20 protein-coding genes and 5 tRNA genes are annotated in these 21,293 nt (G+C 33.0%); 15 read left to right on the top strand and 10 right to left on the bottom strand.

Features of this window, described 5'->3' with window-relative positions:
* Positions 1 to 19: 19 nt before the first annotated feature.
* Together SB689_RS17230 and SB689_RS17235 are read left to right on the top strand one after the other, a co-directional pair.
* Positions 20 to 865, top strand: coding sequence for an SH3 domain-containing protein (locus SB689_RS17230; protein ID WP_410693349.1), 846 nt, complete (start codon positions 20 to 22; stop codon positions 863 to 865).
* 69 nt (positions 866 to 934) lie between these two features.
* Positions 935 to 1,435 (top strand): hypothetical protein, encoded by a 501-nt coding sequence (locus SB689_RS17235; RefSeq protein ID WP_410693350.1) that lies wholly within the window; start codon positions 935 to 937, stop codon positions 1,433 to 1,435.
* A 176-nt stretch (positions 1,436 to 1,611) separates the two neighbouring features.
* On the opposite strand, the gene SB689_RS17240 is transcribed toward SB689_RS17235, so the two are convergent.
* Positions 1,612 to 1,685, bottom strand: a tRNA-Arg gene (locus SB689_RS17240).
* Between the two features lie 32 nt (positions 1,686 to 1,717).
* Positions 1,718 to 1,792, bottom strand: a tRNA-Pro gene (locus SB689_RS17245).
* 380 nt (positions 1,793 to 2,172) lie between these two features.
* On the opposite strand from SB689_RS17245, the gene SB689_RS17250 reads away from it, so the two are divergent.
* On the top strand, positions 2,173 to 2,502 hold the full coding sequence (locus tag SB689_RS17250) for a hypothetical protein (protein WP_410693351.1): 330 nt from the start codon (positions 2,173 to 2,175) through the stop codon (positions 2,500 to 2,502).
* A gap of 50 nt (positions 2,503 to 2,552) precedes the next feature.
* Here the strand turns inward: SB689_RS17250 and SB689_RS17255 are convergent.
* The 3 genes from SB689_RS17255 to SB689_RS17265 all read right to left on the bottom strand — a co-directional run bounded on the left by SB689_RS17255 (position 2,553) and on the right by SB689_RS17265 (position 2,846).
* A tRNA-Arg gene (locus SB689_RS17255) sits at positions 2,553 to 2,626 on the bottom strand.
* A 32-nt stretch (positions 2,627 to 2,658) separates the two neighbouring features.
* Positions 2,659 to 2,733 (bottom strand) — tRNA-Pro (locus SB689_RS17260).
* 28 nt (positions 2,734 to 2,761) lie between these two features.
* Positions 2,762 to 2,846: transfer RNA gene (locus SB689_RS17265), tRNA-Ser, on the bottom strand.
* 136 nt (positions 2,847 to 2,982) lie between these two features.
* Between SB689_RS17265 and SB689_RS17270 the strand changes: the two genes are divergently transcribed.
* The 5 genes from SB689_RS17270 to SB689_RS17290 all read left to right on the top strand — a co-directional run bounded on the left by SB689_RS17270 (position 2,983) and on the right by SB689_RS17290 (position 8,419).
* Complete coding sequence (locus tag SB689_RS17270; RefSeq protein WP_410693352.1) at positions 2,983 to 4,011, top strand: N-acetylmuramoyl-L-alanine amidase; 1,029 nt, start codon at positions 2,983 to 2,985, stop codon at positions 4,009 to 4,011.
* 67 nt (positions 4,012 to 4,078) lie between these two features.
* A complete protein-coding gene (aspA, locus tag SB689_RS17275) occupies positions 4,079 to 5,479 on the top strand; it encodes an aspartate ammonia-lyase (RefSeq protein ID WP_410693353.1) in 1,401 nt (466 codons plus the stop codon).
* A gap of 8 nt (positions 5,480 to 5,487) precedes the next feature.
* Entirely contained in the window at positions 5,488 to 6,285 is a 798-nt protein-coding gene (locus tag SB689_RS17280; protein WP_410693354.1) for a class I SAM-dependent methyltransferase, read from the top strand.
* A complete protein-coding gene (locus SB689_RS17285) occupies positions 6,286 to 7,140 on the top strand; it encodes a glycosyltransferase (RefSeq protein ID WP_410693355.1) in 855 nt (284 codons plus the stop codon).
* A 208-nt stretch (positions 7,141 to 7,348) separates the two neighbouring features.
* Positions 7,349 to 8,419 (top strand): hypothetical protein, encoded by a 1,071-nt coding sequence (locus SB689_RS17290; protein WP_410693356.1) that lies wholly within the window; start codon positions 7,349 to 7,351, stop codon positions 8,417 to 8,419.
* On the opposite strand, the gene SB689_RS17295 is transcribed toward SB689_RS17290, so the two are convergent.
* The 3 genes from SB689_RS17295 to SB689_RS17305 all read right to left on the bottom strand — a co-directional run bounded on the left by SB689_RS17295 (position 8,412) and on the right by SB689_RS17305 (position 11,576).
* On the bottom strand, positions 8,412 to 9,890 hold the full coding sequence (locus SB689_RS17295; protein ID WP_410693357.1) for a lipopolysaccharide biosynthesis protein: 1,479 nt from the start codon (positions 9,888 to 9,890) through the stop codon (positions 8,412 to 8,414). The genes SB689_RS17290 and SB689_RS17295 overlap by 8 nt on opposite strands.
* 9 nt (positions 9,891 to 9,899) lie before the next feature.
* Positions 9,900 to 10,694 (bottom strand): FkbM family methyltransferase, encoded by a 795-nt coding sequence (locus SB689_RS17300; RefSeq protein ID WP_410693358.1) that lies wholly within the window; start codon positions 10,692 to 10,694, stop codon positions 9,900 to 9,902.
* 216 nt (positions 10,695 to 10,910) lie between these two features.
* The gene (locus tag SB689_RS17305; protein ID WP_410693359.1) at positions 10,911 to 11,576 is read right to left on the bottom strand and encodes a DUF2461 domain-containing protein; all 666 of its coding nucleotides are present in this window, start codon (positions 11,574 to 11,576) and stop codon (positions 10,911 to 10,913) included.
* 274 nt (positions 11,577 to 11,850) lie between these two features.
* Between SB689_RS17305 and SB689_RS17310 the strand changes: the two genes are divergently transcribed.
* The 7 genes from SB689_RS17310 to SB689_RS17340 all read left to right on the top strand — a co-directional run bounded on the left by SB689_RS17310 (position 11,851) and on the right by SB689_RS17340 (position 18,923).
* Positions 11,851 to 13,566 (top strand): DEAD/DEAH box helicase, encoded by a 1,716-nt coding sequence (locus tag SB689_RS17310; protein WP_072412442.1) that lies wholly within the window; start codon positions 11,851 to 11,853, stop codon positions 13,564 to 13,566.
* Positions 13,567 to 13,717: 151 nt separating this feature from the next.
* The gene (locus SB689_RS17315; RefSeq protein ID WP_072412441.1) at positions 13,718 to 14,356 is read left to right on the top strand and encodes a DUF47 domain-containing protein; all 639 of its coding nucleotides are present in this window, start codon (positions 13,718 to 13,720) and stop codon (positions 14,354 to 14,356) included.
* 14 nt (positions 14,357 to 14,370) lie between these two features.
* Positions 14,371 to 15,513, top strand: coding sequence for an anion permease (locus tag SB689_RS17320; protein WP_410693360.1), 1,143 nt, complete (start codon positions 14,371 to 14,373; stop codon positions 15,511 to 15,513).
* 103 nt (positions 15,514 to 15,616) lie between these two features.
* Positions 15,617 to 16,588 (top strand): polyprenyl synthetase family protein, encoded by a 972-nt coding sequence (locus SB689_RS17325; protein ID WP_410693361.1) that lies wholly within the window; start codon positions 15,617 to 15,619, stop codon positions 16,586 to 16,588.
* An 88-nt stretch (positions 16,589 to 16,676) separates the two neighbouring features.
* Entirely contained in the window at positions 16,677 to 17,627 is a 951-nt protein-coding gene (locus SB689_RS17330; RefSeq protein WP_410693362.1) for a GSCFA domain-containing protein, read from the top strand.
* 7 nt (positions 17,628 to 17,634) lie between these two features.
* Complete coding sequence (locus SB689_RS17335; protein ID WP_410693363.1) at positions 17,635 to 18,153, top strand: DUF4269 domain-containing protein; 519 nt, start codon at positions 17,635 to 17,637, stop codon at positions 18,151 to 18,153.
* Positions 18,154 to 18,158: 5 nt separating this feature from the next.
* On the top strand, positions 18,159 to 18,923 hold the full coding sequence (locus tag SB689_RS17340; protein WP_410693364.1) for a TatD family hydrolase: 765 nt from the start codon (positions 18,159 to 18,161) through the stop codon (positions 18,921 to 18,923).
* On the opposite strand, the gene SB689_RS17345 is transcribed toward SB689_RS17340, so the two are convergent.
* Both SB689_RS17345 and SB689_RS17350 read right to left on the bottom strand, forming a co-directional pair.
* Positions 18,920 to 19,903 (bottom strand): methyltransferase domain-containing protein, encoded by a 984-nt coding sequence (locus tag SB689_RS17345; RefSeq protein WP_410693365.1) that lies wholly within the window; start codon positions 19,901 to 19,903, stop codon positions 18,920 to 18,922. The genes SB689_RS17340 and SB689_RS17345 overlap by 4 nt on opposite strands.
* 49 nt (positions 19,904 to 19,952) lie before the next feature.
* Entirely contained in the window at positions 19,953 to 21,227 is a 1,275-nt protein-coding gene (locus SB689_RS17350) for a DEAD/DEAH box helicase (RefSeq protein ID WP_410693366.1), read from the bottom strand.
* Positions 21,228 to 21,293: the final 66 nt, after the last annotated feature.

Genomic DNA, 21,293 nt, shown 5'->3' on the forward strand with positions numbered 1-21,293 from the left:
AATACTGCAAAATATTAATATGAAATCTTTATTTACAGTTTTATTTTTATTAATCATTCAATTCTTTTCTGCACAAGACGAGGAAATTTCCTATGCCAACGGAATTTTTAATTTTGAAGAAAATAAAACTCAAAAAATATTCACAGATTGGACAAGAGTGAGACAATCACCAAAGGTCGATGCTCAAATTCTGGATTCTTTGTCAACCAATCAACAGGTTTTGATCATTAAACAAGATGAAACTATTTTAAAATTAGGAGAGCGAAGAGCAAACTGGTATAAAGTATCCTATCAAAAAGATGATAAAACCTCAGAAGGTTACATTTGGGGCGGAAATCTTTGTGTAGGTTACAGAAATAAAAACGGTTATGATTTTCTTTTTGGCTTAACGAAAACAGTTAATAAAAAAGACAAGCAATATCCTGAAATCATTATTAATCAAAATATCGCTGCTGTAAAAGTGATTGAAGAAAATACATTAATTGATGAAGTTTCCTTTGATACCGGTTCTGCAGAAAGTTTGAGCTATGGAACGTTTACGATTGAAAGTAATCATAAGCTCAATAATGTTGAATTAACCTTAAAAGCGATGGTTTCCGGCGAAGCTTGCGGGATTGCTAGTTATGACCAATATATTTTGTTTAAAAATAAAAAGTTGATAGCTCTTCCTCAACTTATGAATGTTGGCGATGCCGATGTTTATTATCATACCGAAGAATTTATTTTTCCAAACGATAAAGGTGGAATTCCAAATGCATTCATCTTTAAAATGGAAGAAATGGAAAAGGATGATAAAGACAGAGAAAAGAAAAAACGTGTTTCTAAAACTTATTTGTGGGACGGAAATTCTTATAAGTTGAAATAAAATTTTTAAAAAAATAAATATGAAAACCACTGTATATTTACGGTGGTTTTTTATTTTAGATAAAATATTATGGATTATTTTGTATACGGACTTAAGCATATTTATACGGATGATACTCATACGTATTGTAAATTTTTAGGATATTTTGACGATCCTGACAAAGCGGAAAAAGAAAAGCAAAGATTATTACATTTTCGCGGGTTTTCAGATTATCCCAACGATTTCTATTTGAAAAAAGTAGGATTGAATAAAATTCATTGGCAAAACGGATTTACGGAAGTTGTTGGAGAAATTGGAAGAGATTATTTACCGGAAGATGATTTTGTTCCTGATTATAGTCAAATAATTAAAGAACTAGATTTAAAGACGGTCTTTAAAATAAGCCATACTTATACAATTCATACATTTTTAGATGATGAACGAGAAATAGGCGTATTCTCTGATGAAAAAATGGCAAATGATGTTGTTCATTTCCTCAGACAAAAAGATGGATTTAATAAGTACCCGGATGATTTTATAATTAGTGAAATTTTACTGAATGATTGGCAATGGAGTTCAGGATTTGGATAATGTCTGAAAATTGTCTGAAAAATCACAATGAGTTTTTGAAGCTTTTCCCGCTTTCCACTATATCTTTTGCTTCGCTTCGCTACACAAAAGGATGCCGTTGCAATCGGGGCTAGGTTTGTGTTTATTTAAAGATTTGTAATAAAACAAAAAAACCTCTCAAGATTGAGAGGTTTCTGTGAGCGCGTCAGGATTCGAACCTGAGACCGTCTGCTTAGAAGGCAGATGCTCTATCCAGCTGAGCTACGCACCCATTAAATAATTTTGAGAAAACTATTAAAACAGTCGGGGCGGCAGGATTCGAACCTGCGACCTCCTGGTCCCAAACCAGGCGCGATGACCGGACTACGCTACGCCCCGATTAGGCCATCTAAAACAACGAATATTACCTTGTTTTTTGTGGGTGCAAATGTATAGTTTTTTTTTGAATTATAAAAATAAAATTTCAAGAAAATAGCTAACGTCTTAAAAATGAAACAATTTTTCTTTTTATTAACTTTAACCATAACTAATAATAACAATGAAATTTCAAAAATAAGTACTTTTAAAAGACTGCTCATTTTTATAGCAGTAAATAGCTTTTTACCTTTTTCTATTCAAAAAAATTAATATGATTAATAATTTTAAAGAGAATGTAGGAGCCAAAATTTTAAATGAAAGTTTTCAATTGAAAATTAATGAAAAAAGAAAATTCTTTAAAAAAAATTTATATTAGTATAAAACAGTATTTATAATTGATAATGAAATACCAAAACTTTAACTACACCAACAAGTCAGAAATCGAGCAAATGCTAAATGATGGCCAGAATGTTTCCGAACTTATTATCGGAGCTATAAATGGTGTCGACGATCAGCAGTGGTTGGAAGAGCTTTGTATTAACTATATTCTTAATGAAGATTTTGGCATTGCCCGAACTGCAATATATGGAGTAGGTGATATTGCAAGGATTTACCGTAAATTTTTAAATTTCGAAATAATAAAAGAAAAATTTGCCCAAATTCAGGATCAAAGATTGAAATATGTAATTCAGGATGTGGAAGATGATTTTAAAATATTTTTAAAAGAATAAAAAAGGCTTAAAAACAAAAAGACTCACAATTAAAATTGTGAGTCTTTTTGTGAGCGCGTCAGGATTCGAACCTGAGACCGTCTGCTTAGAAGGCAGATGCTCTATCCAGCTGAGCTACGCACCCATTGAATAGTTTTGAGAAAACTATTAAAACAGTCGGGGCGGCAGGATTCGAACCTGCGACCTCCTGGTCCCAAACCAGGCGCGATGACCGGACTACGCTACGCCCCGAATATAATTATAAGGTAAAGAAAAAATGCGGAGGGTAAGGGATTCGAACCCTTGCGACACTTTCGCGTCGACAGTTTAGCAAACTGCTCCATTAACCACTCTGGCAACCCTCCTTTTTTCTTTAATTTTTAATGATCGTTGTTCTGTTATTGCGAGTGCAAATATAGAATAGATTTCTTTATTTACCAAATATTTTTCAAGAAAAATTTGCGTATTTTTGAGCTGATAAATGATTAAAAAAATAGACTAATGCGTAAAACATTATATATCATCGGATTAAGTGCTTTCGTTTTTTCGTGTACTCCACAACAAAATGCGAAAAAAAGTTCTTACAAACCGAAAAGCCCAGTATCACAGCCAAAAACTGCAATAAAAACACAAACTCAGGAAAAACCGAAACCACAAATCACAAATGATCATGGTGTAGAATTTTTTACTACAAATATTGCGGATGCAACTAAAAATGATAACACCGCAAGTTACGGTTCTATCGTTTCAGCAAAACCTGCAGGATATAAAGTAGTGAAAACTTATTTCCCTGCAATTGCCCAAAACTTCAGACAGAGATATCTTATCTTACATTATACGGCGTTACCGGATGATAAATCAATAACTGTGCTTAGTCAGCAGGCTTTAAGTGCCCATTATTTGGTAAATAATACTGGAGATAACGAGATCTATCAATTAGTAGATGAAAATAAACGTTCTTATCACGCCGGAGTTAGCTCTTGGAGAAATGATAAAAACCTGAATGATACTTCTATCGGAATTGAAATTGTAAATGCAGGTTACACCGCAGATGCTACAGGCAAGAAATTATTCGTTCCTTTCAGTGATGATCAGGTGAAAAAAGTGGCTGCTTTGGCAAAAGATATTATTACAAGATATCAGATTCCTGCAACTAATGTATTGGCACATTCAGATATTGCGCCTACCAGAAAACAGGATCCTGGACCATTTTTCCCATGGAAAAAGCTTTACGATCAATATCAAATAGGAATGTGGTACGATGAAGCTTCAAAACAAAGCTATTATGATTTGGCGACATCTACAGATTTTACTGCAAAATACAATGATCCGGCATTTATTTCAAGTGTTCAGACTCAATTGCAAAAATTTGGATATGGATTAGATCTAAGTGGAAAATGGGACGATGCTACCAAAAAAACAATTGAAGCCTTCCAATATCATTTCCGTCCGCAAAACTATGATGGAATCATGGATGCTGAAACATGGTCGATATTACAAGCTTTAAGTCTAAAATACCCTGTAAAATAAATATAAAGCGCATCGGTATGATGCGTTTTTGCTATATTTAAAACTATAAAAATTTAAAAAATCTGTAATGGAAAATTTCAGAAAAGAAAGTGATCTATTAGGTGAACTCTATGTTCCCGTAGATGCTTATTATGGAGTTCAGACCCAAAGAGCGATTGATAATTTCAAAATTTCGGGACAATTGCTTTCTTCATATCCCGATTTCATCAGAGGATTGGCTTTTGTGAAAAAAGCTGCAGCAAAAACTAACTATGAATTAGGTTTGCTTGATGAAGAACTATATTTCAAAATAGCTGAAACTTGTGACGAATTAATTTCGGGGCAACTTCACGACCAATTTCCTGTAGACATGATTCAGGGTGGGGCTGGAACTTCGATCAACATGAATGCAAACGAGGTTATTGCCAATAGAGTGTTGGAAAAATTAGGTAAAAATAAAGGTGAATACGAATTTTGTTCGCCAAACGATCATATTAACCTTTCACAATCAACAAACGATGCATATCCTACAGCGATAAAAATGGGATTATTGCAGATGAATGTTGGATTGGTAGACAGACTTCAAAAAATTGTTGAAGCTTTCAGAGCGAAAGGAGAGGAGTTTCAGGATGTCATCAAAATGGGGAGAACCCAACTTCAGGATGCTGTTCCAATGACGATGGGACAGGAATTTGAAGCGTTTGCAGCTAATCTGGAAGAAGATATTTCTAAATTAAATAGCAACGCAGATCTTTTTGTTGAAGTAAACATGGGAGCTACAGCAATCGGAACAGGAATTAACGCCCCAGTTGGGTATGCAACACTTTGTGCTAAGAATTTAACGCAGATTACAGGTTTTCCAATTGTTTCAGCGCCAAATTTGGTTGAAGCTACACCGGATACAGGTGCTTATGTGATTTATTCTTCCGCAATGAAGCGTCTTGCCGTGAAATTATCAAAGATTTGTAATGATCTGAGATTGCTTTCTTCAGGGCCAAGAGCGGGATTGTTCGAAATTAATTTACCTCCAATGCAGCCGGGATCTTCAATTATGCCTGGAAAAGTAAATCCTGTAATTCCGGAAGTGGTTAATCAGGTTTGCTATAAGGTAATTGGAAATGATTTAACGGTGACTTTTGCAGCAGAAGCTGGTCAGTTACAGTTAAATGTAATGGAGCCCGTACTTTCTCATGCGATTATGGAGAACATTAATTTTCTTTGCAATGCTTTAGATACGTTGCGTGACAAATGTGTTGTCGGAATCACTGCGAACAAAGAAGTGTGCTTAAACATGGTTAAACACAGCATCGGAATTGTTACTGCCCTTAATCCATACATCGGTTACAAACAGTCTACCCAGATTGCAAAAGAATCGCTGGAAACAGGAAATAGTGTATACAATTTAGTGTTGGAAAAAGGATTGCTTTCACAAGAAAAATTGGATGAGATCCTTGATCCTAAGAATATGCTGAAACCTCATAATAAATAATATTTTCTGTGAGTAAGATCAACAAAACTGTCAAAGCATTACAAAATATAGCTCAGGATCCAAGCTTGCTTAACTTGGTGCTTAATGACAGAAATGTAAAGAAAAAAGAATTTCTTAAAAAATATTCTCATTTGGAAACCCTTCCTCAGATCAATCTTCTTGATCTGAGTGAAGGATCTTTTGATGAAACCATTGATTTGTGCTTTCTGGACGGAGGTTCAATTCCTACAGATTTAGCCTTGTTAAAGACTTTAGCAAAAGGAAAGAAAAGCTATTTTGAAATCGGAACATGGAGAGGAGAAAGTGTTTGGAATGTTGCAAAAGTGATTAACGATTGCACAACTTTTAACCTTTCAGAAAAAGACCTTTTAGAGTTGGGTGTAGACAAAAAGTATGCCGATCTTCACGGAATTATTTCCAAAAAAAATCCTGAAATCCTTCATTTAGAAGGAAATTCAAAAACCTTTGATTTCGGAAGTTTAAATAAAAAATACGACCTTATTTTCATCGACGGAGATCATTGCTATGAAATGGTGAAAAATGATACTGAAAAGGTGTTTAAACATCTTATGCATGAAAATACGGTAGTCGTTTGGCATGATTACGCCTTTAATCCTGAAAAGATCAGATATGAAGTTTTTCAAGGAATTTTGGATGGTTTACCTAAAAATTTTCATCAAAACTTATATCATGTAGCCAATTCGATGTGTGCGGTTTTTATTAAAGGTAATTTTAAAACCAAGGCTTTTGAAAGCTTACAGGAACCTGAGTTTTTATTTGAAGTAAATTTGAAAATAAAAAAATAGGTGAAATTTTTAATTATCATTCCTGCACATAACGAAGAAGATAATCTCTCATTCACTTTAAATTCTTTACAACAGCAAAGTTTTAAGGATTATAAAATTGTGGTTGTCAATGATGGTTCCACGGATAAAACATCCGAAATTATCAAAAAATATACGGATCAGGATTCTCGTTTTGAAACTATAAATCTTCAAAAATCTGCTCATCAACCGGGTTCAAAAGTGGTTAACGCTTTTAAAAATGGGTTAAAAACTCAAAATCTAGATGAGTTTGACATCATTTGTAAGTTCGATGCAGATATTATTTTGCCTGAAAATTATCTTGAAATTATAGAGGAATCTTTTCAAAATAATCCTAAAAGTGGATTAATTGGAGGACTTTTATACATCGAGAAAAATGGAGAATGGATATATGAAGGAAATTCAAATAAACATCACGTGAGGGGTCCGATGAAAGCTTATCGAAAGGAATGTTTTATCGAAATAGGAGGGCTAAGAGAAACCTTAGGCTGGGATAATATTGATTCTATTTTGCTTGAAAATTTAGGTTGGAAAGAAGTCGTTTTACCCGAATTACAGGTGAAATTAATTAAAGTGAAAGGCGCTGATTACACCGTAAAAGAATCTGATTATTACGGAAGATATTTTTATTTTCTGGGCTTAAAAAGATTTCTGGCTTATGTCGCATCTTCCAAAGAGGCGATGAAAAGCAAATCGATTCCATTTTTCTTCCAAATTATTAAGTCTTACGAAAACTGCAGATCAAAAAAACTGGAAATGAAAATCACGAAAGACGAACAAAAAGTTATCAACAACAAGCGTTGGGAAGCTTTGAAAAAGAAATGGTTAAAGATTTAGTAAAATAGTTAAGCATAAAGTTTGTCATTCCGGAGGAATCTAACCTCAATTATAAAAGGTATTGTAGAGATGCTTCCAGCATGACAAAGATGATATAGGTAAGATTATTGTTGTCGCAAGATTTTTTGCATTAAAAATATCAATAGGAACGGGCTTTAGCCCGTTTAACAAATCAAGAAAAATCAGTTGGCTTTAGCCAAAACTTAAAGTGAAAAAAATAGCCTACATAGAAATAGACACTCACGCAGAAATTGCACAGGATTTTATTGAAATCATGCAGGATTCGAATGAATTTGAAGTAGATTATTATTTTTCGCAAAGAATTAAAAATCAGATAAAAGAATCAAGAGAAAATATATTTCTGTCCGACAGTTCAATGATTATGGATCAGTTGAAAATTAAAAAATACGACCTGATTATTATCGGAACTGTTCATCGCTATTTCAACACATTTCAAGCTGTTACAAATAAATTTAATACGGCAATTATAGTTCATAATATTAATTTTACCAATATTTCAAAATCTGATTTAATTAAAAATATCTTGAAAAAAGATATGATTTACAGGTTGAAATTATGGTGGAAAGAAGGACTTTTCTATTCTTCAAAAGTATATAAGAAGGCGAAAAATTTGTTAGTATTAGATCAGGAATTAGCTTCTGAAAAATATAAATTTCTCCCTCTTTTTTACACTAAAAATGTTCAAAATTCAGAGAATAAAGTTTTAAAAATAGTTATTCCTGGCGGAGTTTCTCAAATGAGACGCGATTACAAAAGAGTATTTTCAAATATAAGAAAATGGGAAAATGATCTTAAAAGGAACTCAAATTCAGAGAACAAATTAATTGAATTTATATTTCTGGGAAAAGCTGACGGAAATGAATTACGCGAAATTATTGATCTGGAAAAATCTTTAGAACAAATTAATATCACCTACTTTTCAGAACGTATTTCTCAAAATGATTTTGAAAAATGGATGAGTGAAGCAGATGTTTTATGGTGTCCGATTCAACAGGAAACTGAGTTTTTCAGTCAAAAAGAAATCTACGGAGCGACTAAGATGACAGGTAATCTTGGCGATGCCATCAAGTATGGAAAATTGGCTGTTTTTCCTAAAAATTATCCATCAAAATTAGATTTCATTATTCCTGAGAACGATAACTTAATGGAACAATTTATCCAACTGAAAAATATTAACTTCGATTTTCAGAAAAATTATAACAAAAAATTGGTTCAGGATAATTTAGAAAATGTTTTAAATCAATTAATTACTACTTGATTTTGAAAACACTTTTTATAAATCTGATATTTAAATAATCCTCAATTGGGAAGATTTTCGTGAAATAATTTCCAATGTAAATCAATACTAAAACAACGGCTGGTTTGTAGATTAAATTGATGAAATTGTTATCAAAAGTTGGTAACACAATTGCAACGGTTATCGCTAAAGTACAGATAATCGACACAAAAATCATTTCAATTGTCAACGGAGAAACCTTGAAAACAACATAATTAAAAATGATTTTAATAACGTTGTAAGTTGTTAGTGAAATTGCTGTAGATAAGGCAATTCCAATCAATTTAAGGTCCGTGTTTTTAATGAAATAAAGATTCAGCCCAATCGTTAATCCTGCCAGTAAAAGCATCACTAAAATATTAAAACGATAGTATTTAGAAAGTGAAATAATATTTCCGTTGAATCCTGTTGCGAGATCAACTAAAACCGCAGAACCCCATATCCAAACTACGGGTTCATATTCTCTTAACATTGTCCCATTTTTAGGCATAAACTGCGTTAAAAAAGGAAATCCGACCATGATGCACGAAAACAAAACGGCACCTAAAAAATATAAAGATAAAGACGTTTTTTTATGAAATCTGTCCAGTTCTTCCATATCTCCGTCTGCCAGTGTTTTATTAATAATTGGCGCAGAAATATTGAATAATCCCAATTGCGGAATAGAAATCAAAGAAATCAAGGCGTATAAAACTGAGTAAATTCCTACTTCTTCCATTCCTAAATATTCACCAATCATAAAGCTGTTAATGGCTAAATAATTTCCAAAAGTTCCTAAAAATCCAAAAAAACTATAATTAAAAAACTCTTTCCAAAAATTATTTTTCTTAAAATAATCTGTGTTGAAATCGAGTTGTATTTTTTCTAGTTTATTCGTGTAATAAATGTAACCGAAAAGCATTAAAGTGAAAATTCCGAAGAAAAAAGCAAATGCAACTTTCTGTGAGAAAGCAAAATAGAAGAATAAACAAAATGCTCCTAAATTGGCTATTTTCGGAAAAAGATTATCAAAAATGTTAGAAACAACGATTCTTTTATAGTTGGAAGTATATTTATTAAAGATCGCGCAAAACGAAAGTATTAATATCAGCGGCAGAATCATTTCTTTGCTCTTCCAGGCTTCCGAGAGTTTGAATTTAGGATAAAAATAGGGGAGAACAAAAAATATTACACTGAATACAACAAAATTAATAAGAACAGTAAGCAAAGAAAGCGAAAGCATATTCTGTTTTTTACCATCTTTTTCTACAGTGTGAAAAAATTTCACATTAGAATAAGAAATTCCTAAAACAACAAAAGGAACCAGCATTTCAGCGGTAGGAAGGATGTAGCGCAATTTTCCGTAAAATTCAAAATCATAAGGGAAAATGAAAATTGCAGAAATTGTACCCAACAAAAAACCAATATAACCGATAATGGAATATTTGAAGCCTTGCCTTGCTACTACGCTCATAATAATATTTTAAAGGTTTTTAGGTATAAAAATAATGTTGTTGATGTATTCCGTTTTATTTTTTTCGTCGTTGGTGTTTTTTGTTAGAATTTCTTCAGTCAGTTTTTCAAGCTCAAAATTATGTCTGTTTAGATATTTGGCTTCATATCCCCAGCCTTCAACTTCGGAAATTTCATTCCAGATGGGTTTGTCGTGGTGTCTTTGTTCCATCTCAACCATCAAAGTTGGTAAAAACTGTTGAATGATTTTTTTTGCTCCTAAAAGCGTTTTCATTTCATTTCCTTCAACGTCTATTTTGATGAAATCCAGTCTGTTAAAATGTTCAATTGCAGCCCAGTCATCCAATTTGATGACCTTTACTTTTTCAGTAAAGCTTTTTTCTTCGCCCTTTTCTTTATATAAAATGTTCAGCGTTCCTCGGGACGCGATCATTTTACCATTGATGATAGGAACTTTAAATTCTGCAGTCGTATTTTCGTCAGAAAGTGCAAGCGGAAAAACGTTTATTCTCGGGAATAATCTTTTCAGGCGGCGGTACAGTTTTTTGTTGGGTTCAAAAGCATAAATATGGTTGTGATCCAACTTGTTTTCCAGCTGATAAAGGAAGGTTCCAACGTTGGCTCCGATATCAAGAATGACTGCTTTTTTGGGCAAATATTCTTTGATCCAGACCAATTCTGGTTCTACATTACGAGCCGAAAAATTATCTTTATTAAGATGGTTTAAGGTCTTAAAATATCTTTTTTTATAGAAATTCGGACTAATATATTGTAGTTTTTCTGCAATTCTTTGGTATAAAGACATCCTGAGTTTTTTGACGATCAGCAAAGATAAGCAAAAATGTTAAACTAATGTTAAATTTGTTTGATTGTAATGGCTTGATTATCAGTTGTGAAAATATTTTTTTCAAGCCTGTAAGTAACACCCAGTTTGTCATTCCGGAGGAATCTTAACAATTATATTTGAAAGCTAAATCTAGATTCCTCCGGAATGACAAACTGGGTGTTGATTTTTATTGAGTTAAAGAAACGGCGTATTCAAAAAATAATTAAAAGGTTTCATGACTTTAAAAATCTCTGACATGTTTTTCGCTGCATTTTCATCTAAAACTTCCTCGTCTTTTAAATTATAAACCACGATGAAACTTTTTAATTTTAAATATTCACCCATCGGATCTTCTTTTTCAAAACCTTGCGGAACTTTTTTCAACTTGTCGGCTTGGTCTAATTCCGGGAAGTGTTTTTTGAAATCTTTATTGTTGATAACTTTCATGAAATCGTCGCCATATAAAGAAATTTCTTTTCTTACTTCTTTCAAAACAGAGGATTCCGGCATGTAAATTCCGCCTGCTAAAAATGATTTTCCGGGTTCAATGTGAAGGTAATATCCGCCTTTCTGACTTCCTTTTCCCATTCCTAATGATGCTCCGAAATTGGTTTTATAAGGGATTTTATCTTTTGAAAATCTTGTATCTCTGTAAATTCTGAATAACGCCTTTTTTGGATCTAATTTTGCCAACTCTTCATCAAATCCTCCCATTTCATTGATCAGCTCTTCAAGAAAAGAAATTACATTTTGCTGAGATTCTGTGTAAAGATTTTTATTTTCATTAAACCATTCGCGATTGTTGTTTTTAGTCAACTTTTTGATGAAATCGAATGTTTTTGTAGAAATGGTAGCGGACATGTTTTTATTTTAAATCAAATTTAATTAAATCTCTTTTATACGCCAAATAATATATTTTTTTAATGATTCACAATTATTTAACTCGATAACAAATAATTTAATAATCGCCGTCTTGATTGAGATTTTGTTACATTAAAAATAAAAATTTTAGGTTTTTTCTGTTGAAATTTTAAAATATTTAGGGTTTTGGAAATTAAAATTATTAATTCCGTAATATTATATAAAAAGAAATCCAAATATTAATTGTATATTTGCAGAAATTTTATAATATTTAATGAATTTATTTACGGAGTCCAATTTAAGTCCTGACATTCTTAAGGCAGTTGGCGAACTGGGTTATGAAAGCCCAACAGAAATCCAAAAACAGACTATCCCTTTTATTCTTTCAGATATTCGCGACTTGATCGCACTTGCGCAAACAGGGACAGGCAAAACAGCAGCGTTTTCGCTTCCGATTTTGGATATGATTGACGATACGAGTCGCAAAATCCAATTTTTGGTGCTTTGTCCGACACGAGAACTATGTCTTCAGATTTCTAAAGACATAAAAAATTACTCCAAATACATGAAAGACATCAAAACTACAGCAGTTTACGGTGGAAGCAGTATTATGGATCAAATTAGATCTCTAAAGGATAAGCCACAGATTATTGTAGGTACTCCAGGAAGAGTTATCGACCTTATCAACAGAAAAGCATTAGACTTTTCTGCTATTCATTGGTTAGTTTTAGACGAAGCTGATGAAATGCTTTCAATGGGTTTCAAAGACGAATTGGAAACAATTTTAAGAGAAACTCCTGAAACAAAACAAACTTTCTTATTCTCTGCAACGATGAATAAAGAAGTGGAGAGAATTTCTAAAAATTATCTTACAAAACCACACCGTATTTCTGTGGGTTCTATTAACGAGGTTAAAAAGAACATCAAGCATGAATATTACGTTGTTGGGTACCGTAACAAAAAAGAAGCTCTTAAGAGATTAATTGATGCAAACCCTAACCAGTATTCAATTTTGTTCTGTAGAACAAGAATGGAAACTCAGGAGGTTGCAGATTTCTTAATGCAGAACGGTTACGCAGCTGATGCTCTTCACGGAGATCTTTCTCAAGCGCAGAGAGATACTGTAATGAAGAAATTCAGATTGAAAAATATCGATATCTTGGTTGCAACAGACGTTGCGGCGAGAGGATTGGATGTTGATTCATTAACTCACGTTATCCATTATTCTTTACCTGATGATCCTGAAGTATTCGTTCACAGAAGTGGAAGAACAGGTAGAGCAGGAAAAGATGGGATTTCAATCTCTTTAATCAAGCCTGAAGAAAGCAGAAAATTAAAGCAGATAAAATCTACAACTAAAATTGATATCGTTGAAAAAATTATACCAACAGGACAAGAGGTAATCAAAGCTCAGGTTGGTGGAGTTTTCGAAAAATTATTCACAGAACACGAAGATATCTTCGAATTTGATGACAGCTTGATCCCGGATCTTAATGCTTTCACAAAAGAAGAATTGGTACACAAATTATTGCAGTTCCAATTGAAAGATCTTGCATTGTACTACAAAGATAAACATGATCTTGTTGAGCAGAAATTCAGCTCTAGAGATGATGACTATCCTAGAAGAGACAGAGATAGAGGTCGTGACAGAGATAGAAGCAGAGGAGACCGCGATAACAGAAGTGGAGACAGAGACAGAGGAGGAAGAGAACGTGGTGGAAAACCAAGAAGAAAGAACGAAGATATGGTAAGATTCTTCTTCAACTTGGGTAAAAAAGATCAATTGAAGAAATTAGATGTTTTAGATATCATCAACAAAGCAACTACACCTGCGGGAGGTAGTAAGAAAAGAGCTGAAATTGGTGACATCGAAATTCTAGAGAAATTCTCTTTCTTTGAGATTGAAAAATCGTTTAAAGGAGAGCTTTTGAATAATATTGCATCAATGAAATTCAAAGGAAAAGATATGAGAGCTGAAGAGGCGAATTAATACTCATTCCAAACTATATAAAACCGGCATCAAAGCCGGTTTTTTTGTTTGATAATCAGGCATTAATGTAATGTTAACAAAACTTAACGTCAGATTGTTTCAGGTAAGGTGCTTTTTTAGGAAATTTGCACAAAATTATAAATACTTAAAAATGGGAATTGGTAATATTTTCCACGCTTTTCAACCGAAAGACAAAATCTTCTTTGTGCTTTTCGAAAAAGTAACAGAGAACCTAGTTGCAATGTCTGAAGAATTCAACACCGGTATCAAAGATTTCGATCTTAACGATGACTCTATGTTGAAGAAAATGAGCGACTATGAACACAAAAATGATGAGCTTACTCATGAGATTTTTGTAGAATTGGGTAAAAACTTTATCACTCCTTTCGATCGTGAAGATATTCACACGTTGGCTACTGGTTTAGATGATATCGCTGATTACATCTATGCTTCTACAAAGTATATTTTTCTTTACAAGTCTCCTGAATTGAAGGCTTATTCAGATTTCTCTTTACTGATCCACAAAGCTTGTCTGGAGATCCAGAACGCAATGAAGAACCTTAAAGGTTTCAAAAACATGGAGCAGGTAAAAGAAGCTTGTATCAAAGTAAATTCTATTGAAAATATTGCAGATGACCTTCTTTCTAATTCTATGGTAGAATTGTTTGAAACGAATGATGCGATCAATATTATCAAAGTTTCATCTGTACTTAATTATCTTGAAATAGTAACCGATAAGGCAGAAGATGTTGCCAATACTATTGAGAACATCATGATTAAATACGCCTAAACAATATAACAAAAATGGAATTTCCTATTTTACTGATAGTTATTATTGCGCTGGCTTTAATTTTCGATTATATCAATGGTTTTCATGATGCGGCCAACTCGATTGCGACTATCGTTTCTACAAAAGTTTTAACTCCATTCCAGGCTGTACTTTGGGCAGCACTTTGGAATTTTGCTGCCTTCTTTATCGCTGCTTATATTATTGGAGAATTTAAAATTGGTAATACGATTGCCAAAACGGTTAACGAGAACTTTATTACATTAGAAGTAATATTTTCAGGTCTTATTGCTGCAATAGCCTGGAACCTTTTAACATGGTGGTTCGGGATTCCTTCATCATCATCACACACTTTGATCGGTGGATTTTTAGGAGCGGCTTTAATGCACGCCTTTATGATGGATTATCACGAAGTTGTTGCTGCTCATCCTGAGTTAGGAATGTGGGAAACGTTTAAGACGGCTGCTTATCAGGTAACGACACAAAGCGTTGTTAAATTTGATAAAGTAATTCCTATTTTCCTATTCATTTTTATGGCGCCGATTATTGGGATGATTATTTCAATCATTATCACATTAATTATTGTTCATCTTTATAAAAAATCGAATCCGCATAAAGCAGATCAATCATTTAAGAGATTACAGTTGGCTTCTTCAGCTTTGTTCAGTTTAGGACACGGTCTGAATGATGCACAGAAAGTAATGGGTATTATTGGAGCAGCGATGATCTATTATCACGTGAATATGCTTCAGGATCCTGTTTATCTTAATATTCCTTCTGCAGGACGTTTCGATTATTTTGCACAACATTATATTTGGGTTCCTTTGGTTTCTTTCATCGCAATTGCATTGGGTACAATGAGTGGTGGTTGGAAAATCATTAAAACAATGGGAACTAAAATCACTAAAGTAACTTCATTGGAAGGTGTAAGTGCTGAAACAGCAGGAGCAATTACTTTATTTATTACAGATCATTTTGGTATTCCTGTATCTACAACACACACGATCACAGGTTCTATCATCGGGGTTGGTTTAACAAAAAGAGTTTCCGCGGTAAGATGGGGAATTACGGTAAGCTTACTTTGGGCTTGGGTATTAACGATTCCTATCTCTGCAATTGTTGCAGGAATTACTTATCTTTTGGTTACATTTTTAACTTAAAATACAAATTCAAATAATAAAAAAAAACTTTGTCCATTTGGGCAAAGTTTTTTGTTTTATAAAGCCCTGAAAAATCGTATTTTTGTTGAAATTATATGATTTTATGGAATTTTTAGACAGATACCAACAAATTGTTGCGGACGCCATTACCAAGTACACTTTTAAAGATAAACCTACGGAATTGTATGATCCGATGAACTACATTATTTCCCACGGTGGAAAACGTCTTCGTCCGATCATGGTGTTGATGGCTTGTGATTTATTTGGCGGTGATCTTAAACAGGCGATTAAACCGGCTTTGGCAATCGAGTTTTTCCATAACTTCACTTTGATCCATGATGATATTATGGATGAAGCCCCTTTAAGAAGAAATAAACCTACAATTCACACTTTACACGGAATCAATGTGGGAATTCTTTCCGGAGACGGATTGATGTTAAAGGCTTACAAATTCTTTGAAGACCTTGAACCCGAAATTTTTAAAGCTTGTATCAGAATCTTCACACATACCGGACTTCTTTTATGTGAAGGTCAGCAGTATGATATCAATTTTGAGACGCAGGAAAATGTGACTTTTGATGATTATATCAGAATGATTACGTATAAAACAGGTGTTTTAAGTGCATCTTCTTTCGAGATCGGATCATTGATTGCTAAAGCTAATTTTAAAGATGCTAAAGCAATTTTCAACTTCGGAAAACATATCGGGATCGCTTTCCAGATCATGGATGATTATTTGGATGTATTCGGGGATCAGGCTCAGTTTGGAAAAAAACATGCAGGTGATATTTATGAGAACAAAAAGACTGTTCTTTATCTAATGGCCAGAGAGCATGCAACCGACGAAGAAAGAAAAGAACTTGATTATTGGTATTCTAAAAAGACAGATAATATCGACAAAGTTTATAACGTTGAAAAGATCTTCAGAAGAACTAAAGTTGATGAAAAAGCCTTGCGTTTGATCGAAAAACACAACGAAATTGGTCAAAGCTACCTTAAAAAAATAGATATTCCGGAAGAAAAGAAAAAGCCGTTTATAGAACTGGCGAATTATCTTTTAAGAAGAGAGAGTTAAATTAGGTAATAGGATTTAGGGCTTAGGAATCAGTTCCTTTCAAACGGTGCAAGCTAAGCCCTAATTCCTAAATCCTAAACCTTATACAATGAAATTCAGGACTGAAGTTGAGATCAAAGAATCAGAGAAAAAGATAGAAATTGAAGATAAAATATTTTCAATAGGATCATGTTTTGCCTCTGAGATGTCTGATTTATTTTATGATGGTCAACTTCAAACCGTCAACAATCCGTTTGGGACTGTTTTTAACCCTTTTTCAATCAGTAATTCTATTAAGACGCTCCATGATTCTGAGTTTTATCATGAAGAGGATTTAATCACCTTTAATGATGAATTTATTTCCTTGGATCATCACACGAGTTTCGACACAAGATTTGTTCATCAGACCTTAGAAAAAATTAATTCTAAGATTGAAGAAGGAAATCAGTTCCTTCAAAATACCAATTGGGTGATTATAACTTACGGAACTTCATTTATTTATGAATTTATTCCTAAAAATAAATTGGTTGCGAATTGCCATAAAATTCCCCAAAAATTCTTCGAAAAGAGATTGTTGACTCATCAGGAACTCACAGATTCCATTTACAATACAATTTTAAATCTGAAAGATATTTGTAAAGATGATGTTCAGGTCTTATTTACGGTTTCACCGGTTCGTCATACAAAGGATGGAATGATTGAAAATCAGTTAAGTAAGTCAAAATTGATTACAGCTATTCATGAAGCCATTTTATTGTTTGAAAATTGTCATTATCTTCCGATTTATGAGATTTTAATGGATGATCTTCGGGATTACCGGTTTTATAAAGAAGATATGATACATCCGAGTTCTCAGGCGGTAAACTATATTTTTGAAAAATTCGGAAGCGCTTATTTTTCTAATGAAACACAGGAGTTTATCAAAGAAAATTTTAAAATCAATAAAGCTTTGGAACATAGAACGAACGATGATAAAGATCCAAAATATCTTGAGTTTAAAGAAAAACTAAACGAAAAGATAGAGGCTCAACGTAAAAAAGTTAAACATAAAATATTCTAGTTTTCAAATGATCGACTTTACAAAACTTGATTATTTAAAAGAGGGAAATGATAAGCAGAAAAGAGCTTACGAAGTTCTTACCAAATACAGAATTTTCGAAATATTAAGTTATTATTCCCCCATTTTAGCTGGAACAATTCCTATTGAAGTTGATATTGAAGGAAGTGATTTAGATATAATTTGTGAAGTCAAAGATGAGACTGAATTTCTGGAACTCTTAAATCAAATATTACCTCAAAATATTGATTTTACAATTGAAACGAATATAATTAATAATAATGAAAATTGCATTATTTTGAATTCTATGTTGGAAGAATTTCCCATCGAAATTTTCGGGCAAAATAAGCCGACAACAAAACAGAATGCTTATCGGCATATGATTGCTGAACACAAAATATTACAGGAAAAAGGAGAAGATTTTAAACAAAAAATAATAGAATTAAAGACGCAAGGAATCAAAACAGAACCCGCTTTTGGCTTGTTGATGAGCCTTGAAAATCCTTATGAAGATCTATTAAAATTTTAAAAACAATGATTGATACACATACCCATTTATACTCAGAAGAATTTGATGAAGATAGAAAAGAAGCCATTCAAAGGGCTTTAGATAAAGGAATTACAGAATTTTATCTTCCGGCAATCGATTCAGAATCTCACGAAAAAATGCTGCAATTGGAAGCAGATTATCCGAATCAGATTTTCTCAATGATGGGACTTCATCCTTGTTATGTAAAGCCTGAATCTTGGGAAAAAGAATTAGAAATTGTTAAAAATTACCTTGATCAAAGACATTTTCCTGCTATCGGAGAAATTGGAATTGATTTATATTGGGATAAAACGACATTAGATATTCAGGTTAAAGCTTTTGAACAGCAGATTGACTGGGCAATTGAAATGGATCTACCAATTGTAATTCACACAAGAGAAAGTTTTGATGAGACTTTTGAAGTTTTAGAAAGGAAAAAACATCCAAAACTCCGCGGAATTTTCCATTGTTTTTCAGGAGATTTAGAGCAAGCGAAACACGCCATCGATCTGAATTTCATTCTGGGAATTGGTGGAGTAGTAACCTTTAAAAATGGTAAAATCGATCAATTTTTAAATGAAATTCCTTTAGACAAAATTGTTCTGGAAACAGATTCTCCATATCTGGCTCCAGTTCCGCACAGAGGGAAAAGAAATGAAAGTTCTTATCTGGATTTGGTTGCCGGAAAACTGGTGAATATTTACGGGAAAGATTTTTCTGAGATCGATAGAATTACGACTGAAAATGCAAAGAATTTATTTAAATTTTAAATAGGATTTTGCTTTAATCTATAAATTCCGAAAATGAAATCACTTGGATGTTTAAGCAAAAGCTCATCTTCCAAAGCGAAAACTTTTTCTAAAATGGTTTCTTTTTCGGGATTTAAATCTACAAAATGATGAGCAATGTCTTTAAATGCGCTTTGTAGAATATTATTTCCATAAGACTTTTCATCTATAATATCGAACTTTTGATGAATAGCGGGGATAATGCTCTTAGAATCTACACATTCAGAAGGGTCAGCAACAATCATTCTCACAACACCCGAACCATAATATTTGTTTTTATAGATCTCAGTTTTAAAGATTTTTCTGAATTTTTTCGGAATCTCTTTTAAAGCTTTATTAATATATTCCAACTGAAGAGTAGAATATTGCAGTCTGCTGTTTCCTACAAACTCATTAATGATGATGTAACCGTCCGGTTTAAGGCTTTTTATCACCACATCGTCTAAGAACTGAGGAATGTTATCGAAATGATGAAGTGAAGCGTGAAAAAAGACTGCATCATATTCGTTTGGTTTAAAAGAATAGGTGAGTACATTTTCAGCGAAATAGAAAATATTGTTAAGATTTTTCTGATCAGATATTGTTTTTGCCTTATTTAATAACTCATCAGAAAAATCGTAGCAATGAATTTCCAGATTAGGATTAAGCTCTGCAAGTTTTATTTCATGACTGCAAACGCCGGTTCCTAAGGCCAGAACTTTTATTTTATCTTTGTTTTTAAAGAAATTTTGAGTGAGATATTCTTCGTAAACAACATTCTCATCTCCTGTGATCAGCTTATTCCATCTTTTTCTAACCTTAGGGATGATCCAAAAATTAGAAGTCTGTATTTCCTTTTCATTAAAAGCACTTTGCGTTCTTTTATAAGAATTTAAGCTCAATTTCGATAAAAGAAAAGGCAATCCTCTTTGATGAAATTTGATATAAATGTCTTTTAAATCTTCAATGGTAAACAGTCTCATGAAAATGAATTTTAGAATAAATCGACTTGTCTCTAATTCACAAATTTATTTATTTTTTTCTAAAGAAACTCTTATTTTTAGGCTTCTTCCCGGCATCTACTGCTGGTTTTTTCTTAGTATTGGCAGTTTGAGATGGTCTTGGAGTTCTTGCACCTGCTGGTTTATTATTAGAATCTCTTTTCTGTGCTACTAAATTATCTGTGTGGAAAGGATGATCTTTTACAATAGGAATTTTCATTCCGATCAGCTTTTCGGTATTTTTCAGGTTTAACAAGTCAAGTCCATCAACAAATGAGATTGAACTTCCTTCTGCACCCGCTCTTCCCGTTCTTCCGATTCTGTGAACATAGGTTTCAGAAACGTCTGAAAGCTCGAAATTAACTACGTATTTAAGCTCGTCAATATCAATACCTCTCGCTGCAATATCTGTTGCAACCAAAACTCTTGTTTTTCCTGATTTAAAGTTATTTAAAGCATTCTGACGGGCATTCTGAGATTTATTTCCATGAATAGCTTCCGTAGAAATTTTGCTCGCCTGAAGTTTTCTTGCAATTTTATCCGCTCCATGTTTCGTTCTTGAAAAGACTAAAACAGAATCAGAAATATCATTTTGCAAAATATGAGTAAGAAGATCCAGTTTATCATCTTTTTCAACAAAATAAACCGATTGTTTGATGGTTTCAGCTGTTGAAGAAACAGGAGTAACCTCTACTTTTACTGGATTATTTAAGATAGAATCTGCTAATTTCTGAATTTCAGAAGGCATTGTTGCTGAGAAAAATAAAGTCTGTCTTCTTTGAGGTAAAAGTTTAATAACTCTTTTTACATCATGTACAAAACCCATATCCAACATTCTGTCGGCTTCATCAAGTACAAAAATTTCAATGTTTTTTAAACTTACGATTCCCTGAGCAATAAAGTCAAGCAATCTTCCCGGAGTCGCCACCAAAATATCAACTCCTCTTCTCAGAGCAGTTTCCTGACTTCCTTGTTTTACCCCTCCGAAAATCACCAATTCTTTTAATGGAAGGTATTTTCCGTAAGCTTTGATGTTCTCTTCTATCTGTATCGCCAATTCTCTTGTCGGAGTCAGAATAAGAGCTTTTATATTTTTGTTTTGTACTTTATTTTTGGATAAATTTTGTAAAATAGGAATGGCAAAAGCGGCCGTTTTTCCGGTTCCGGTTTGTGCACATCCTAGAAAGTCTCTGCCATTTAAGATTTCAGGAATAGATTTTTCCTGAATAGGAGTAGGAGTGGTATATCCCTGTTCCTGAATTGCTTTTGCAATGGGGTCTATTAGATTTAGGTCTGTAAAATTCAAATGAATTATTTTTTTATTTAAAGTAAAAATTCCCTCAATGTGAAGGAATTATATTATGCAAAGGTA

The sequence above is a fragment of the Chryseobacterium sp. SIMBA_038 genome, assembly GCF_046535115.1.
In the GTDB taxonomy this organism is placed as follows: domain Bacteria; phylum Bacteroidota; class Bacteroidia; order Flavobacteriales; family Weeksellaceae; genus Chryseobacterium.

What these genes read in the sequence shown, in the direction of transcription:
- SB689_RS17230 (WP_410693349.1), top strand. Translation starts at nt 20, where the DNA reads ATGAAATCTTTATTTACAGTTTTATTTTTATTAATCATTCAATTCTTT.
- SB689_RS17235 (WP_410693350.1), top strand. Translation starts at nt 935, where the DNA reads ATGGATTATTTTGTATACGGACTTAAGCATATTTATACGGATGATACT.
- SB689_RS17250 (WP_410693351.1), top strand. Translation starts at nt 2,173, where the DNA reads ATGAAATACCAAAACTTTAACTACACCAACAAGTCAGAAATCGAGCAA.
- SB689_RS17270 (WP_410693352.1), top strand. Translation starts at nt 2,983, where the DNA reads ATGCGTAAAACATTATATATCATCGGATTAAGTGCTTTCGTTTTTTCG.
- aspA (WP_410693353.1), top strand. Translation starts at nt 4,079, where the DNA reads ATGGAAAATTTCAGAAAAGAAAGTGATCTATTAGGTGAACTCTATGTT.
- SB689_RS17295 (WP_410693357.1), bottom strand. Translation starts at nt 9,890, where the DNA reads ATGAGCGTAGTAGCAAGGCAAGGCTTCAAATATTCCATTATCGGTTAT.
- SB689_RS17300 (WP_410693358.1), bottom strand. Translation starts at nt 10,694, where the DNA reads ATGTCTTTATACCAAAGAATTGCAGAAAAACTACAATATATTAGTCCG.
- SB689_RS17305 (WP_410693359.1), bottom strand. Translation starts at nt 11,576, where the DNA reads ATGTCCGCTACCATTTCTACAAAAACATTCGATTTCATCAAAAAGTTG.
- SB689_RS17310 (WP_072412442.1), top strand. Translation starts at nt 11,851, where the DNA reads ATGAATTTATTTACGGAGTCCAATTTAAGTCCTGACATTCTTAAGGCA.
- SB689_RS17315 (WP_072412441.1), top strand. Translation starts at nt 13,718, where the DNA reads ATGGGAATTGGTAATATTTTCCACGCTTTTCAACCGAAAGACAAAATC.
- SB689_RS17320 (WP_410693360.1), top strand. Translation starts at nt 14,371, where the DNA reads ATGGAATTTCCTATTTTACTGATAGTTATTATTGCGCTGGCTTTAATT.
- SB689_RS17325 (WP_410693361.1), top strand. Translation starts at nt 15,617, where the DNA reads ATGGAATTTTTAGACAGATACCAACAAATTGTTGCGGACGCCATTACC.
- SB689_RS17330 (WP_410693362.1), top strand. Translation starts at nt 16,677, where the DNA reads ATGAAATTCAGGACTGAAGTTGAGATCAAAGAATCAGAGAAAAAGATA.
- SB689_RS17335 (WP_410693363.1), top strand. Translation starts at nt 17,635, where the DNA reads ATGATCGACTTTACAAAACTTGATTATTTAAAAGAGGGAAATGATAAG.
- SB689_RS17340 (WP_410693364.1), top strand. Translation starts at nt 18,159, where the DNA reads ATGATTGATACACATACCCATTTATACTCAGAAGAATTTGATGAAGAT.
- SB689_RS17345 (WP_410693365.1), bottom strand. Translation starts at nt 19,903, where the DNA reads ATGAGACTGTTTACCATTGAAGATTTAAAAGACATTTATATCAAATTT.